Origin of the sequence: Nocardia sp. NPDC056100 (assembly GCF_042266325.1) — a bacterium.
GTDB lineage: Bacteria > Actinomycetota > Actinomycetes > Mycobacteriales > Mycobacteriaceae > Nocardia.
Window position 1 is genome coordinate 1,046,604 of the sequence record NZ_JBHJVY010000001.1, and the last position, 15,861, is coordinate 1,062,464.

A 15,861-nucleotide genomic window follows, 5' to 3' on the forward strand; every position below is an offset into this window, starting at 1 on the left:
CTTTCCCGCATCGCCAAAAGCCTTGGCGTGCCGAGACGCTACCTGCGGCGCGGATGAATCACAGTTGATTGCTGAAGAATTCCGCAAGGTATGCAATTCACTATTTCTGCAATCAGCGAGTTAGCACCGACACCGTGCTGTCGCCCAGGTTGGCGACGTAGACGGTGTGCGTGGCGGGATCTACCGCCACACCCTGTGGGCCCTGGCCGACGCGAAGTGTGCTGGTGATCGTGCGCCTGCCGGTGTCGATCACCGACACGGTGAGTGCGGCATTGTTGGCGACGTAGGCGCTGCCGGTGCCGGGGTCCAGGGCCACCGCGATCGGCAGGTCCCCGGCGGGAATGGCGGCGGTGACCTTGCGGGAAGCGAGCTCGAGCACCGAGACGACATAGTTTTCGTGCGCACCGCCCACGACATAGGCCGCGTGCGAGCCGGAGTCGACGGCGATGGCCAGCGCCCCACCGCTCACCGGAACGGTGGCGAAGACGGCGCGGGCCTCGGGATTGATCACCGACACGGTGCTGTCGCCATTGGCGACGTAGGCGGTGTGGGCACCGGTATCCACGGCCACGCCGTTCGGGTTCTTCCCGACCGGAATCGTGGCGGTGACCGTACCCGCGACCGTATCGATCATCGAAACACTGTTGTCGCCAGGGCTTCCCATGATGCTGCCGCCGGTGACGTAGGCGGTGTGGATATCGGGATCCACGGCCACGCCGGTCGGGTTCCGCCCCACCGGGATGCTGGCGGTGACCGCGCGCGAGACGGTGTCGATGACCGAGACGGCGTTATCGCGGCCGTCGGTGACATAGACGGTGTGCGCCGCGGAATCTACGGCCACACCGTTCGGATACTTCCCGACGGGAATCGTGGCGGTGACGGTGCGAGTGACGAGGTCGAGAACCGAGACGGTGTTCGCCGCGCCGTTGGTGACGTAGGCGGTGTGCGCGCCGGGGTCGACGGCGATCGCGTTGGGGCTCTGCCCGACGGCGATGGTCACGACTGCGGGTGCGCCGCCGGTTGACGAGGAGTCATCCCAGCCGCGAACGGCCGCCGTGGTTCCCAGAATCGCCACGGCCACAACGGCTCCCGCTATCGTCCGACGCCGGTGCCTTCGGAGGTAGCCGCGGAGCGAGGAACCCGCGGTACGGGGAGGGCGGACGGTAATCGGGACCGAGTTGGGTGGCGAAGTGCGGAGGCACCGTCCGGCGGCACGGGCGAACTCTTCGCAGGTGGCGTATCGGTCGGCGGGATTCTTGGCCAGGGCCCGGGTGAGCACCGCGTCCAATGCTGTTGGGAGCAGCGGGTTTCGGCGGCTCACGGCAGGGATCGGGGCTTGCAGGTGTGCCGCGATCAGCTGGTGCAGGTCGGCGCCACGGTATGGGACGGAGCCGGTCACCATCTGAAAGAAGGTGCAGCCCAGCGAATACACGTCCGCGCGGCCGTCGACCGTCGCGTCCAGCAGTAACCGCTCGGGGGCGACGTACTGGAAGCTCGCGGGTACCTGGCTCACGCTCGTAAGTTGCATGCTCTCGTCGAGAGTCTTCGCGATGCCGAAATCGGTTATCAGCACCCGGGTTTCGGTGAGCAAGATGTTCGCGGGCTTGATGTCACGGTGCACGATGCCCCGGCCGTGCGCATAGTCCAGCGCATCGGCGACTTCGGCGAGGATGCGCACGGCGGTGGGCAGTGCAATCGGTCCCCGGGCGAGCACACCGGCCAGATCACCGCCCTCGACGAAGGTCATGGCGATCCACAACCGCCCGGCCGTCTCCCCGCGCGCGTGCACGGTGACGATATTCGGATGATCGAGGCGGGCCATCGCCTCGGCCTCGCGCAGGAAGCGGCGCGCCAGCTCCGCATCCCCGTTCCCCTTGAGGATTTTCAATGCCACGAATCGCGGTAGGTCACGGTCGCGGGCCAGGTACACCTCGCCCATCCCGCCCGCGCCCAAGGGTCGTTCGATGCGGTATCCCGCGAAGGACTCGCCGGCACCGAGTGTGCTGCCCACCGGCATGTCCTTCCCGCGATTGCGCCTGCGGCTCACGATGTTACGCGCGACACGTCGAATCGACAGTGGTCATGCCCCAGCTTCTCGGGGCGCGGGAAGTCATCTGAAATGGAGTTATTTCGAATAGGCTCCGGCCGTAGTCATCACTTTCCGGAGGTATCACCAATGTCAGCATCGCTCGGCCGCACTCGAATCCGCGTCATCGTCGCCGCGCTCGCGATCGCCGGAACCGTCACCACCGCGGCCACCACCCAAGCCGCGCCGTCGGCCGAAACCCCTGTGGCCGCGCCGAATTCGGGGTCGAGCGCGTTCGGCATCGACTGGGACTCGGGGATGATCACCGCCTCGGCGGCGGCCCCGTTCGCCATCACGGCGGTGATCGCCTGCTTGATCGGGCTGAATACCGGCAGCGTGAAGGAGGTCCCGGGCAACGACAACCCCTGCCTGCCCATCTGACCTCGGTGTACCGGCGGGTACCGTTGGGCAGTGAACCCAGCAGATACGCGCCGCCTCAAAGACGGTGATCTAGAGACCCGCAAGGACAACCTACGAGCTTTGCTCGATCGGGCCGCTGCGGGTGACGCGTCGGCTCGGGAGACGCTGCGGGCGCTCGTGCGCGACTATTCGGGCTCCCATCGCACGCTGTACAGCCTGGCCTTGAATCGGGCGGAGGTCTTCGGGGACGAGACCTTGCGTGAACCGCTGCTCGCCGCACTCGGCGACACGCGGTACAACTGCCAGGCCTGGGCGGCGATGGGGTGTGCGGCGCTCGGGTTCCACGATGCGGTTCCCGGATTGATCGCACTGCTGGACCATCCGCAGGAGATAGCGCGGGAGCAGGCGGTGATCGCGCTGGGGGTCCTCGGGGACGAGTCGGTGGTCCCGGCGCTCACGCCCGTACTGCGGGATCAGATCGCGGGAATGCGCGAACGGGCCGCGGAATCGCTCGGGATGATCGGCGGCGAGGAGGCCCTCGCCGCGCTCTGGGATGAGTTCGAGAATCGCCGGTACTACCGCATCGGGTATATCGCCAGCGCGCTGTCCACCTTCGCCCCGGACATCATCCCGCGACTGTGCGAGGCGGCCGAGAGCACCGATCCGAACCAGCGCTATTGGGCGGCCGTCGCGCTCGGTTCGACGGGCGACGACCGTGCCGCGCCGACGCTGGAACGGCTGATGGCCGATGACCGGGGCTCGACGGTCTTCGACGGCATGGTCAGCGTCGCCGCGAAGAAGGGGCTGCGCACACTGCGGCGAATCCAAGCCGCGATCGCAGCCCGCGAAGGCTGAGGAACGGATTCAGTCGATCTTGACGCTCATTCCGTAGTCGATGGTGTTGTGATGCGGGGACGTCACGGTGAGCTGGTAGGAACCGTTGACGGGCAGGACAACTCGGGTCCACTGGTTCTGGTAGGACAGGGTGCCGGTCGGGCCGGTGACGGTGACGACGACATCTGACCAGTTGGGGTTCGCGTCGACGATCATGACCTGACCGCCGCGGGCGTCGACCCGGTAGCTGTCGTGGCTGAAACCGGTGAGACGGCCACTGACATAACCGTTATCGGTGCCGTAGGCGAAGTAGATCTGACGCACGTCGTCGGCACCGGCGGTGCCGCTACCCAGGATGGTGGCGGCGGACGCGGCGGCGAGGACGGCGGTGGCGAGGAATTTCTTTGTCATGGCACCGATGGTGGGCGGCGCGACCAATCAGATCCCAAGCGCGGACTAATGACGGAAACCGGGCGGTTGGGCGCTCGGGAGGGATTGCGGCAGGCCGAAATTGGCGAAGACGGAGTTCTCGAAGGCGATCATGGCTCGAATTCCGTTGTCGGCGAATGCTATTACGAGAAGTCCGGCGGCGTGGATGCCGTCGGGTGTGTGCCGGTAGATCCCGAATGCCCGCTGACCGTTGGCCCGCGTCGGCAGTAGGTCGAATCTCTTCGCCGGGCCGAACAGGAACGTCAGGAAGCGCGTCGCGCTGTCTCGACCCTGGTATTCCAGCGGGAGCGGTGGCATCGAAATGAAGACGTCGTCGGTCAGCAGGGCGACGACGGCGTTGATATCGGCGGATTCGTAGGCGCTGACGAATTTCGCCACGATCGCGTCCTCGGCGGGCGGGTGCTCCGGGACGGTGGTGTCCCGCATGCCAGCACGTGCGCGTTTGAGGGCGCTCTTCACCGATTCGACTGTGGTGTCCAGCATTTCGGCTACTTCGCTCGCACGGAATCCGAGCACATCGCGCAGGATCAGGACGGCCAGCTGGCGCGGCGGCAGGATCTGCAACGCGGTCACGAAGGCCAGGGAGATCGACTCGGTTTGCTCGTACCGCGCCTCGGGACCGAGCGGAACGCTGACCGCGCCGTCCAGCAGGGCATCGGGATAGGGCTCCAGCCAATGGATTTCGCCGAGTCCGGTAGGTTCGGGCGGTTCGATCCCCGGGATGTCCCACTGCTTCGCCGGGCGGCGGTGAGCCGAGCGCAGTGCGTCCAGGCACCGGTTGGTGGCGATGCGGTAGAGCCAGGTGCGCAGCGACGCGCGCCCGTCGAATCGTTCGAGACCGCGCCATGCGGCGAGCATGGTGTCCTGGAGCGCGTCCTCGGCATCCTGGAACGATCCGAGCATCCGGTAGCAGTGCACCTGTAGTTCGCGACGGTGCGGCTCGGTCAGCGCGCGAAACGCCTCACCGTCACCGGCCCGCGCCCTCGACATCAGATCTGTTCTCGGCACTCGCGCCTCATTCCCTGTGTACGGCTCCATGCGGTATGGACGTCGGCCGAGGCGGGAACGGGGCGGTCGGGCCCCGCGCCCCCTTTTTCGATACGTCGGCGTCAGAACCGGTGACAGCCGACAGCATTTCAAAGGAGTACGGAAATGGGAAAGATCGTCATCAGCGCGAACGCCACCCTCGACGGCGTGGTCCAGGACCCGGACGGCCAGGAAGGGTTCGGGCCGGGCGGCTGGTTCCACCGCTTCGTCGCGGTCGAGGACCTGCAAGCGTGGACCACCAACGAGACCGGGGAGGTACTGCACGCCGAGGCGCTGCTGCTGGGCAGGCGCAGCTACGACTGGTTCGCGACCCGGATGCACGGCGCGGACGTCCGGGTGAGTCCCGAGTGGGCGGACACAATGAACGGACGCCCCAAATACGCGGTGTCCTCGACCCTCGAGAACCCGGAGTGGAACAACACCACCGTCCTCAACGGTGATGCGGCAAAGGAGATTTCGGAGCTCAAGCGGCGGGTGGACGGCGACATCCTGGTCTACGGCAGCTATCAGCTCGTGCGCACACTGCTGGCAGAGCACCTGGCCGACGAACTGCGCCTGACCGTCTTCCCGGTCGTGCTGGGAAGCGGCCAGCGCCTCTTCGACAAGATCGGCGACACCACACCGCTGCGTCTGGCCGACACCCGCAAGATCGGCGACGGCCTGGTGTTCTGCACCTACGAATTCCTGTACGGCTGAGCGCTTTTGATCGCCGCCGGATACCCGGCGGCGATCTCAGTTCAGCCAGGCTCCGACACCGGTGACCTTGGTCAGTCGCACCCGAATCAAGTGTCCCGGTCCCACCGCCGGATCGGCGAGGAAATCCGCGTCGGGACCGATGTACGCCTTCCCGAGCCGATTCAGCAGAGCCCGCCCGTCGCCACCTTCGACCACTTCCGCATGTCCTTCGGCGACAAGGTATTCGGCCAGCCCGTGGGCATCGATCACACCCGACTGATAGGAGATCGACACCCGCGAATCCCGTTGCAGATTCCGCACATACCGCTTGTCCAAGCTCATCGAGCCGATGCTCAGCGCATCGGCCTCGGCATGCGTCCACACACACCGCACATACGGCGACCCATCCTCATTGATGGTGACCAGATGGGCGAGCAATCCGCCATTGATCGCCGCGGCGGCTTTCGCGGGCAAGGTAGTTGGCATGGGAGGACCTTAGCCTCACGATTCGAGCAGGTCGGTCCGCACGTCGAACCGACCGTCAATCCGCTCGCGAAAAGACGTAGGTGCCTACAAGACGTCCTGAAACCGCGACCTGCTGACCGGAGGCGAGGAACTTGTCTCTCGACTCTTGGGTAGTCGGTATGAAAGCAGTTGAAAGTATCTGAAGTGACCAGCCTTCCGCCAAAATCGCGTTGAGCACCGTTGATGGGCTGGATCTTCTGCTATTACTGTGTGCGCCAGTCGGTTTCATGCTCACGCTCGCCATCGTGACAATCTGGCCCGAAACCTGTTCGAGGTCGACATTGATCTGAAAGAGCTGATCACCCCTCTTATGAGCGGTCCTCGCTTGTCCCCCAGGCGATGCGTTGAAAGCTGCTTCCGCTTCCCGCTTCTCATTCTCGGCCTGCCGTGCTTGCCGGTCCGCCTGCTGTTGCGCTTTCACGCGCGCCTTCTCAGCGGCGACAGCAGGATCATCATTCGAAAAGAGCCCCATGACCGAACTCTCTCATACCCGAAGTCGATTGTGGCGGAAACGAATTCAGCAGATCTCAGCGAAGCCGGAGACCAGGCAACATCAACTCATCGAGTGGCTGGAAGCGAGTCGGTTCATCCACAACGCCTGGCCGTCCAGGCGTGCGTCGAATCAATCCCTCAACTAGAACAGCCCGGCCTGCGTTGTGCCATTCCCAAGCCTCGCGGTACGTCCGCAGAGGGAGTCGTACCTTGATCTCTGACGGCCGGCCACGCTGCATCGTCGAAACCGCGATCTCACCATGGGGATCATCATGATTCTCGTGCCTGAACTGGATGATGGTTCCCGAAAACACCTGGCTGGATTGAGGTTTCTGCTGGCGCAGCCGTTCAGCGACGTGGCGGACAAGATCTGCGGCGTCCGCGCTGATCGAGATGTTCCGCGGCATCGTGTCCGGAGCCGCTACGACAGGCGCCCAGTCAACGATGGTCTCGAACTCGCCGATTGCGCTCTCATCAAGGACAGTGACCAAGCCCGTGCAGAACTCACGGCTAACCCCGCGATAGACGAGTTCGTGAATACTGTCGACGTTCGGCAACCTACCAGGTTCAACGACCAGATCGTGCATAGCCTGCATTGATTGGGCGAACGTCCTGACAACGCGCCGAGCGAAAGGCTCAGGAGCGGCGTTGTACAGCGTCGGCCCTTCTTCGTCTTCGCACAAGCTCAGCTGCTGAAGATTCGGTTCCGCGGGCGGTGGAATCGGTACCAGAACAGGAATGATGTAGGAGCCTCGCTCCGTGTGGCCCATGAACGCGTCTCGGATAACGTCATCACCGATACGAGAATAGTTGCCGCCAATCTGCGCTCGCTCCGACCTTGCTGTAGTCGCCGTCGCGCGCAGCATCATTCGAGCGGAACTAAGCAACTTCGTTGCCGTCTCGAGAGGAATCTTGTCGACAATCCGCTCACTATTCACGGCCCGCAGATGCGTAACGTCGAACCGAACGTACCGAACAGCGTCCGCGGTTGTCTTGAGATCCCGCCGCTCCGCACGGGCAAGACGAGTCAATACCGAGCTGATCAAGGTCTGATCAGGGTCGTTCGGAACCCCGATACGAACCTCATCTTTCACCCACAATGTGCCGCCCGTTCCTGGAGGATTCGGTGACCAGTCGTGGGCGGTGAGATAGGTAATCAAGTCAGCAACGGATGGCAAAAAGACGTCGTCAGACAACACCTGACCCTCTCGATCCGTCGAAGATTGCCTCCACATCAGCAAGCCAAAGGCGCAGCGTGTCAGCGGTTAGTCGCTGAGCCTTGGGAACAACGATGCCTTGACTGTCGGGGATCGTATCCACTCGAACCCAAAAGGCAGCTGCTCGATGCAATGTCGCGTTGTCGTGGTGTTGCAGCCATGCGATCTGGTCATCAGGATCGACGATAACCAGCACGAAATAAACGGGGAGCTTGCATTGATTCCAGTTTTTGCGCCACGAGTCTTCAATCGGCCATGTTGCTGTCGGTCCACTGTTGATCCGAAACTGCCCCGTGCATTTCACCTGGACTCGTACGTCCGCGATTGCAAACCCAACCAAGCCATCGACCGCGCGCACATCCTCGTCAGGACTGGTTTCCTGGAACACGACTCCAGCCTGACTGCACACCGCCCGCACATATGCCAAGCCGAACCGTGCCTTAGCCCCATTCGCACCCAGCACGGCTACATCGTCAGTTGAGTACCCCGCCCCGCTATCCATACTGACATGGTCAAGCATGACGGTTTCCGCATGTACATGTTGGCACAAAATGTCACGATCATTTGCACAAAACAGCCGAGCCTAGATGTAGCCCACAGATAACCATTGGTACGCAGCACCTTTCACACATCCAACACCTTGGCACGAAACGTTGATTTCCCCCAAGCTCGCCAAATGAGGTCCGCACCCCCTGGCAGCCGGATCAGCTAAACGTCCGTATCGAAGGACGACAGGACAGATGCGATTCGGTATCCAAATCACCACGACAAACGATCGTGCGACCAGCACAGTCTCGCCATTGAAATGGATGTCGGTTCAGCGGCGTGCGGTCTCGGGCAGGGCGAGGATCGCTTCGATGAGGCCGGGGGCGACGGCGTCGAGATCGGCCTGGCGCAGGGTGTTCATCTTGGAGGTGCCCAGGTAGTACTGGCGGATGACGCCCGCGTGGCGCAGCACCTTGAAGTGGTGGGTGCCGGTGGAGCGGCTCACGGTGATATCGAAATTGCCGCAGGCGATATCCACGTCCGAGGCCGCCAGCTGTCGAACGATGCTGCGGCGCACCGGATCCACCAGGGCGTCGAGCAGGCCCTGGGCGGTGATCTCACCCGGCTCGATGTGGTCGGTGATGCGACTGTCGGTTTCCGAGGTCATCGGCGACTCCTCTCCGTGGCCGATACTACCATCAGCATCAACGTTTGATGAGCATCAAATGTTGACGGTCATCGAACTATGTGGTTGCCTGGAAAAGTCGTCGACACCTCATTCGCAGCCATTCGATCCGTGCAGGCGGTCTATCAGCGATGACCCGATCACTCAGTCACACAACACAATCGGCACCACAAGCGCCCGAGATGGGCGGCGTCAAGCTCACGGCGCTCGCGGCCGGGTTCGTCATGGCCTCGGTGGACGCGACCGTGGTGAATGTCGCGGGCGCTCGTATCCAACGCGATATCGGCGCATCCGTCACCGAACTCACCTGGATCGTCGACGGGTACGTGCTGACCTTCGCCGCCCTGCTACTGCTCGCCGGTGGACTCGCCAATCGGCTCGGCAGCCTGCGCGTCTACATGTGGGGAATGGGGGTGTTCGTACTCGCCTCGCTTGCCTGCGCGGCGGCTCCGAACAGCGCCCTGTTGATCGCGGCGCGGCTGGCACAGGGCGTCGGCGCGGCGTTGTTCATGCCCAGTTCCCTTGCCCTGCTCGTGCATTCGTTTCCCGATCCGAGGCAGCGCACCCGAATGCTGGGGCTCTGGTCCGCCATCGTCGCCACCGCGGCCGGACTCGGGCCGACCGTCGGCGGGATATTGGTCTCGGCATTCGGCTGGCCCAGCATCTTCTTGATCAACCTGCCCATCGGCGTACTCGGCGCGGTACTGACCTGGCGCTATGTCGCGCCGATCGCGCCGAAGCGGACCGCCGTCCCGATCGCCGGGCATCTGCTCGCCATCACCGCGCTTGCCGCCATCTGTTTCGCGGTGATCGAGGGCCCCGAACAGGGTTGGATCGCTCCGCCGGTGCTGGTCGCCTACGCCGTCGCACTGCTGGCCGCGGGGGTCTCGATACTTCGCGAGCGCTCGGCTGGTTCGCAGGTCATGCCGTGGATGCTGTTCACCCGGCCCGCCTTCGCCGGTGGCAATCTGATCGGATTCCTGTTCAACTTCGCCCTGTACGGCAGTATCTTCGCACTCGGGCTCTTCCTCCAGAACGCGCGCGGCGCAAGCCCTTTCGAGTCCGGACTGCAATTGCTGCCGATGACGGCGTTCTTCCCCCTCTCGAACATCGTCTACTCGCGGATCTCCGGTCGCGTCTCGAATGGCCTGCTGCTCACGGCATTTCCCGCCCTCGCGGCGGCCGCCACGGCCGGTCTGGTGTTCATCTCCCCCGGCACCCCGTACTGGGTACTCGCGGTGGCGGTCGGAGTCGCAAATATCGGCGCGGGAATCATCTCCCCCGCCATGACAGCCGTCCTGGTCGACTCCGCCGGGGTCGACCACGCCGCCAGCGTCGGCTCAATCCTCAACGCCACCAGGCAGATCGGCTCCCTCTTCGGCATCGCCGCCATGGGCGTGGCGATCACCATGAACCACGACTGGTACTCCCGCGCCTCGGCCGCCTTCACCGCCATCACCATCGCCTACGCGCTGGCAGCCGTCGCCGCTTGGCGTTCGGTGTGGCGGACGAATCCGCGACACCCCGCTCCCGTCAGCTCATGAGGCCGCTTTGGTAGGCCAGGACTACGGCTTGGGTGCGGTCGCGGGAGGCTGTTTTGGCTATTACGTGGGCTACGTGGGTGCGGGTGGTGGCTTCACTGATGAAGAGTTCGGTGCTGATTTCGGTGTTGGAGCGGCCTAATGCCATGAGTACCAGGACTTCTCGTTCTCGGGTGGTGAGGGTTGCGAGGGTGGTGGGGGCGGTGGCGGCGCGGGGGCCGGTGCGACGGAGGGCACCCAGGACGCCGCCGACGATGCTGGGGTCGAGCCAGCCGTCGCCGGCGGCGCAGCGGCGGACGGCTTGGATGAGGTCGGCGGGGGCGGCCTGTTTGAGTAGGAAGCCGCTGGCGCCGGCGGCGAGCGCCTCCTGGACCATGGTTTCGTCCCGGAAGGTGGTGAGGACGAGGACCGCAGGGGCGGCGGGGAGGGCGGTGATCGCGCGGGTGGCCGCGACACCGTCCAGGATCGGCATTCGCAGGTCCATCAGGACCACTTGGGGCGCAAGGGTTTTCACGGCGGCTACCGCAGCCTCACCGTCACCGGCCTCACCTGTCACCTCGATGTCGGAGGCCGTGCCGAGCAGCATGACGCAGCCCGCGCGCACGAGTGCCTCGTCTTCGGCGACGAGCACGGTGATCGTCATGGCATTCCCGTCACGGCGGGCAGGCTGGCGTGCACACACCAGCCGTCGCCTTCCGGGCCGCAGGTCAGTTCGCCGCCCAAGGCGTCGAGGCGTTCGCGGAGGCCGTGCAGACCGGTACCGGCGGAGAGGGCGGCGGCCGCTGACGGTGCGCTGCCACCGGAACTGCGCACGGTCAGGTCGAGGGTGGCGGGGGTCCAGGCGACGCTGAGCGTGACCTCTGCGCCACGGCCCGCGTGTTTGGTCGCATTGGTGAGCGACTCCTGGACGGTGCGGTAGGCGGCCAGATCTGCACCGGGATCCAAAGGTCTTGGCGTACCGGTGATCTCGCTGCGCACCCGCAGGCCCGCATGCCGAGCGGATTCGAGCAGCCGTTCGGCATCGGCGAAACGCGCCGGAGCCGCGCCGGGCGGCTCGGTCGAGCGCAGCAATCCCAGCATGGAATGCAGTTCGGTCATGGCCTGCGCGCCCGCGTGTTCGATGACCTCCAGCGCCTGTTCCACGCGGGAATCACTGCCGGTGCAGAGCGCGCGAGCGGCCCCGGCGTGCAGGATCATGCCCGCCACCGCACCGGTGACGCTGTCGTGCAATTCGTGCGCGAGTCGCAATCGCTGTGCGATGAGCTCCTTTTCGGCCGCCGCGGTCAAGCGTTCCCGCTCGGCGATCGCGTGTTGTTCCCGAGCGTGCACCACCCGGCCCGACCCCCAGGCGACGGAAAGGATGATGGACCAGATCACGACCGCCGCCAGGAAATCGCGGATGTGCGGCTCGGGTGCGGCCGATTGCGCCGAGCGGTAGCTGAACAGTCCGAGCGGCAGGGCGGATGCGATGAGCACGATGCGGGCGGTTAGAGCGGGCGCGCGGCGTGCCACCGCGTAGTTCGCGATCAGCAGGTAGGTGAACGGATAGTAGTCCGGGACAACAAGATTGGCGCTGGTATGCAACCACGCCAACAGCCACACCTGCACCGGGAACCGATGGCGGAACAGCAGCGCCGCGCACAGGCCGATCGCGACCACGGGCACCAGCCACGACGGCAAACGCCCACTACCGGTCAGATCGCGATGATCCCCGCCCCAGAAAGCCATATCCACGCCACCCGCCAGGACGACGAGTGCCAGATCCGCGAGCCGGTGACGCAGCAGGGCGGGCGAACGCCATGAATCGGTCACTGCCGCACCGAAGTCCGCCGCCTCATGCGCTGCATTTTCCCACAGAACAGGTGACGCGGGGAGGTGCTCGTCCCGCGCACTCCGGCCTGGGCAGGCGTACCCGCGAGTTCAGTCGTTGCCGAAGAGGTGCAGTAGCCATCGAATCGGATCGTCGGCGACGTGCGGGGTCAAATCAGGGGACGGCGGGGGTGGGGCCGCTGCCAGCACCCGGCGCACGGCGGCAATGATTTCCGCCCGGGTCGGCTGTGGAAACAGCTCCACACCCGTGGGGTCCGCATGCAGCTCGACCGGAACTCCCACCGCGGGAGCCGCCGAGACGACAGCGAGCTGGAGCAGCACCACGTCCGGGGCATCGGGAAGCACCCGGACGCGCGCGACATCGATGACTTCCGCGATATCGCCCGCGGCGGCGAAGATGCCGACCCGCACCGCCTGCGGATTGTCCGCGAGTGTCCGGTTCAGCGGTGGATCGGCGAGTGCGAATTCCGGTTCGATCAGAGTGGCCGCGCCGAGGAATTCGCCCGTGGCCCCGGTATCACCCACCGCGTACACCACCACCGAAGCCTGCCTTGTCATATCGGCAGTGTCGCACGAATCGCGGTGCTACCGCGTGGAGATGAGACCTCTCATCGCGCCACGGTAGGCGAAGAACACCGCGACAGGCGGATTCGCGCGAGGGCGTCGGCGGGAGATTCTTGACTCGTTCGATCCACCGGCCCCAGAGCACGAGAAAGGCAGCAGCACAATGCTTCCCGACGCGGCCTTCACTTTTGCACACCCCGACTACTACCAACCGGTCGACTGCGTCGATCCGGGCCGGCGGTACAACCCGACCATGCCGCCGCACGGCTGGACCCGGCAGCAGTTCGAGATCTGGACGCATTGGACGCCGCCGCGGGCCGAACTGCCCGCACAGGGCTGGAAAGTGCACGTGTCGAGCACGCTCGGCTCCGCGCAGCAGGTGCTCGACGTGGTCAGCGCCACCTGCGCCGAACTGGGTGTCCCATTCAAGCACCTCACCGGCCGCAACTACTTCCTGTGGCTGCACGGCAAACACGGCAGCCGCGTACAGAGCGGCAAGTTCTGCGCGCTCTATCCCCCGACGCCACAGCTGGCGTACACGCTGCTGAACCGGCTCGAACGCGAATTGGCCGGTGTCGCAGGACCGTACGTGCTCACCGACCGGCGCTTCGGATCGTCGCAATGCGTGTCCTACCGGTACGGGTCGTTCCGGCCGCGGTATCGACTGCAATCCGACGGCACCCGGGTGCCGACCATGCTGGCCCTGGACGGCACCGAGATTCCGGATGAGCGCGGCCCAGGTTTCCTGCTGCCCACCGGAATCGCCGATCCGTTCGACCCCGCTCCGACCCCGGACGATGAGGGCGATGTGGGTGACGAGGTCAGCTTCCACGGCTACACCTTCGAAACCATGCTGCGGCCCAGCAATGCCGGTGGCGCGTACCGCGCCCACTGTGCCGACGGCACAACGGTATTCGTGAAAGAGGCGCGGGCGCACAACGGTTACGCCGGTGACGAGGCCGCCCGGGAACGGCTCGAACGCGAGTACCTGACATTGCGCACCCTGCACACCCTCGCGCCCGGTCTCGCCCCGCGGCCGCTGGAGTTGTTCACCGAATGGGAGCACACCTATCTCGTCACCGAATTCGTTCCCGGCCGCACGCTCAACAAATGGGTCGTCGCGAATTCGCCTGCGACGCACGCCGTTCCGGATGCGACCGTATTCCCCGCCTACTACCGGCGGTGCGAGCACATTCTCGATCAGCTCACCGCGCAACTGGCCGCCCTGCACGAGCTCGGATACGCGTTCGTCGACCTCTCGCCCGGCAATATCCTGGTCGACGACGACGATACGGTGCGCCTGATCGATTTCGAGGCCACCCAGCCCATCGACCATCCCCTCGGCCTGCTCGGCACGCCGGGATATGAACCGCCGGAATCACGTTCGCCGGGTGAACGCGCCAAGCTCGATCCGGCGCGGGTGGACGACTACGGTCTGTCGGCGCTCGCACAGCTGCTGGTCTTCCCGATGCACGAGGCGGCGCGGCGCAGCCCGCAGACGCTGGATCATCTGCATGCGGAGCTGGCCGAGATCTGCCCGCCGCCGCGGCGGCTGTGGACGGCCGTGTTGCGTTCGCGGCGCGAACTCGACGCACCGCTGCTGCTGACGCCCGACCGAGTGCGCTCGGAGCCTGCGGACGCGACCCGATGGCTGCGTGATCGCACGGCCGACGCCTTACAGGCCATGGCCGATCCCGGCCATCCGCGGTGGGTGTATCCCACAGCGCCGCAGGGACATCGGACCAATACCAGGTGTGTCGCCTACGGCACCGCGGGCGTCTTGCACGCACTGCGCTCGGCCGGTCGGGAAATCGACCCGGCGGTGGTCGAACGACTGCGCACCGATGCGCTGCGCGAGCGGCGCGGGACCGGACCGGGTCTGCTGTTCGGCAATGCCGGAATCGCCTGGGTCCTCGATGATCTCGGCGAACGCGACGCGGCGCTGACGTTGCTGGCAGAGGCCGACGGTCACCGGCTCACGACCGAGGCGGCCGGATGGGGCGGCGGTGCGGCGGGCGTTGCCATGACACACCTTTCGTTCTTCCACCGCACCGGCGATCCGGAACATCTCGACCGGGCGCAGCGGCTGCTGGACGCGATACCCGAGGGCGATGCGCTGATTCCCGCGCTCGGCCGCGACCACGGCTCCGGGCTGGTGCACGGCAGGCCCGGTATCGCGCTCGCGCTGTATTACCTGTCCAGGTTCACCGGGGCGGACGAGCCGTTCGAGCGCGGAGTGCGACTACTGCGCGCGGAACTCGTGCACGCCGAACCGCTTCCGGTGGGCGCCACCGGGTTTCGAGTCTCGACGCGAGACCGGCGCAATATGCCGTACCTCGGATGCGGCAGCGCGGGCTATCTGCACGTGCTGGCGCGCTATCTCGAGCCTGCCGCCGATCCGGAACTGACCGGACTGCTGCGCAGCTGCGCCCGGGCGGTGGGCATCCGGCTCACCGCGGGACCCGGACTGCTCCTCGGCCAAGCGGGGCTGGCACTCGTGCACGCCGATATTGCCGCCAGATTCCCCCGGGAGCAGCTCCTGCCCGATCCGATCGCCCGGCCGACGGCGCTGTTCATGCACGCGATACCGCACGAAAGCGGCGTCCGCTGGCTGGGTGAGCACGGGCAGCGGCTCAGCGCCGACCTGGCCACCGGCTCCGCGGGCATTCTGCTGGCCCTGCAGCACGCCACGACCGGCGTCACCGACCCGCTGTTCACCCTCGACCACTGCCTCGACTCGGAACCGAGTCGCACGGCAGCACCGACCACGACAAGTCTCGAAAGGAGGTGAACAACATGATCAACGTGCTCAAGCTCCAGCTGAAGTCCGATCCGGAAATCGGCGACGACGCCCCCGACAGCACCAAGAGCATCCTGCTCTGCATCGACGGCGGGGAGGTCGCTCAGTAATTCGCCATCCGGCGGAAACAACTCACACACAACGCAATTCATGCCTTCGCCGAGCTCGGTTCACCGAGCTCGGCGAATACATCTCACGCATAAGACAATTCGAGGAACTACCATGAAGAACCCACTCCCACTATTGATCATGTCCCCCGGCGAGGATGT

General features: G+C 65.4%; 16 protein-coding genes. 5 read left to right on the forward strand and 11 right to left on the reverse strand.

Going from position 1 to position 15,861, the window contains the following annotated elements; translation table 11 throughout:
* Window positions 1-112: 112 nt before the first annotated feature.
* Complete coding sequence (locus ACFC0O_RS04775) at window positions 113-2,011, reverse strand: protein kinase (protein ID WP_375953875.1); 1,899 nt, start codon at window positions 2,009-2,011, stop codon at window positions 113-115.
* 165 nt (window positions 2,012-2,176) lie between these two features.
* Between ACFC0O_RS04775 and ACFC0O_RS04780 the strand changes: the two genes are divergently transcribed.
* Complete coding sequence (locus tag ACFC0O_RS04780; RefSeq protein ID WP_375953877.1) at window positions 2,177-2,467, forward strand: hypothetical protein; 291 nt, start codon at window positions 2,177-2,179, stop codon at window positions 2,465-2,467.
* 30 nt (window positions 2,468-2,497) lie between these two features.
* Window positions 2,498-3,301, forward strand: a complete 804-nt coding sequence (locus ACFC0O_RS04785) for a HEAT repeat domain-containing protein (RefSeq protein WP_375953879.1) — start codon at window positions 2,498-2,500, stop codon at window positions 3,299-3,301.
* 9 nt (window positions 3,302-3,310) lie between these two features.
* Here the strand turns inward: ACFC0O_RS04785 and ACFC0O_RS04790 are convergent, their stop codons facing one another.
* Both ACFC0O_RS04790 and ACFC0O_RS04795 read right to left on the reverse strand, forming a co-directional pair.
* Window positions 3,311-3,691 (reverse strand): hypothetical protein, encoded by a 381-nt coding sequence (locus tag ACFC0O_RS04790; RefSeq protein WP_364631916.1) that lies wholly within the window; start codon window positions 3,689-3,691, stop codon window positions 3,311-3,313.
* 45 nt (window positions 3,692-3,736) lie between these two features.
* On the reverse strand, window positions 3,737-4,720 hold the full coding sequence (locus ACFC0O_RS04795) for a sigma-70 family RNA polymerase sigma factor (RefSeq protein ID WP_375955944.1): 984 nt from the start codon (window positions 4,718-4,720) through the stop codon (window positions 3,737-3,739).
* A 162-nt stretch (window positions 4,721-4,882) separates the two neighbouring features.
* Between ACFC0O_RS04795 and ACFC0O_RS04800 the strand changes: the two genes are divergently transcribed.
* Window positions 4,883-5,473: a dihydrofolate reductase family protein gene (locus ACFC0O_RS04800; RefSeq protein WP_375953881.1), complete on the forward strand. Its 591-nt coding sequence runs from the start codon at window positions 4,883-4,885 to the stop codon at window positions 5,471-5,473.
* A gap of 36 nt (window positions 5,474-5,509) precedes the next feature.
* On the opposite strand, the gene ACFC0O_RS04805 is transcribed toward ACFC0O_RS04800, so the two are convergent.
* The 5 genes from ACFC0O_RS04805 to ACFC0O_RS04825 form a co-directional block, all read right to left on the reverse strand.
* Window positions 5,510-5,938: a pyridoxamine 5'-phosphate oxidase family protein gene (locus ACFC0O_RS04805; protein WP_375953883.1), complete on the reverse strand. Its 429-nt coding sequence runs from the start codon at window positions 5,936-5,938 to the stop codon at window positions 5,510-5,512.
* A 55-nt stretch (window positions 5,939-5,993) separates the two neighbouring features.
* Entirely contained in the window at window positions 5,994-6,449 is a 456-nt protein-coding gene (locus tag ACFC0O_RS04810) for a hypothetical protein (protein ID WP_375953885.1), read from the reverse strand.
* Window positions 6,450-6,504: 55 nt separating this feature from the next.
* Window positions 6,505-7,665, reverse strand: a complete 1,161-nt coding sequence (locus tag ACFC0O_RS04815) for a hypothetical protein (protein WP_375953886.1) — start codon at window positions 7,663-7,665, stop codon at window positions 6,505-6,507.
* Window positions 7,658-8,206 (reverse strand): DUF4365 domain-containing protein, encoded by a 549-nt coding sequence (locus ACFC0O_RS04820; RefSeq protein ID WP_375953888.1) that lies wholly within the window; start codon window positions 8,204-8,206, stop codon window positions 7,658-7,660. The genes ACFC0O_RS04815 and ACFC0O_RS04820 overlap by 8 nt, the downstream gene beginning before the upstream one ends.
* A 297-nt stretch (window positions 8,207-8,503) precedes the next feature.
* Entirely contained in the window at window positions 8,504-8,839 is a 336-nt protein-coding gene (locus tag ACFC0O_RS04825) for an ArsR/SmtB family transcription factor (protein ID WP_375953890.1), read from the reverse strand.
* A 200-nt stretch (window positions 8,840-9,039) separates the two neighbouring features.
* On the opposite strand from ACFC0O_RS04825, the gene ACFC0O_RS04830 reads away from it, so the two are divergent.
* On the forward strand, window positions 9,040-10,401 hold the full coding sequence (locus ACFC0O_RS04830; RefSeq protein WP_375953892.1) for an MFS transporter: 1,362 nt from the start codon (window positions 9,040-9,042) through the stop codon (window positions 10,399-10,401).
* Here the strand turns inward: ACFC0O_RS04830 and ACFC0O_RS04835 are convergent.
* The 3 genes from ACFC0O_RS04835 to ACFC0O_RS04845 all read right to left on the reverse strand — a co-directional run bounded on the left by ACFC0O_RS04835 (window position 10,391) and on the right by ACFC0O_RS04845 (window position 12,786).
* Complete coding sequence (locus ACFC0O_RS04835; protein ID WP_375953894.1) at window positions 10,391-11,041, reverse strand: response regulator; 651 nt, start codon at window positions 11,039-11,041, stop codon at window positions 10,391-10,393. The genes ACFC0O_RS04830 and ACFC0O_RS04835 overlap by 11 nt on opposite strands.
* Entirely contained in the window at window positions 11,038-12,210 is a 1,173-nt protein-coding gene (locus ACFC0O_RS04840) for a sensor histidine kinase (RefSeq protein ID WP_375953896.1), read from the reverse strand. The genes ACFC0O_RS04835 and ACFC0O_RS04840 overlap by 4 nt, the downstream gene beginning before the upstream one ends.
* Window positions 12,211-12,318: 108 nt before the next feature.
* Window positions 12,319-12,786 (reverse strand): hypothetical protein, encoded by a 468-nt coding sequence (locus ACFC0O_RS04845; protein ID WP_375953897.1) that lies wholly within the window; start codon window positions 12,784-12,786, stop codon window positions 12,319-12,321.
* A gap of 169 nt (window positions 12,787-12,955) precedes the next feature.
* On the opposite strand from ACFC0O_RS04845, the gene lanKC reads away from it, so the two are divergent.
* Entirely contained in the window at window positions 12,956-15,583 is a 2,628-nt protein-coding gene (lanKC, locus tag ACFC0O_RS04850; protein ID WP_375953898.1) for a class III lanthionine synthetase LanKC, read from the forward strand.
* Window positions 15,584-15,861 lie beyond the last annotated feature (278 nt).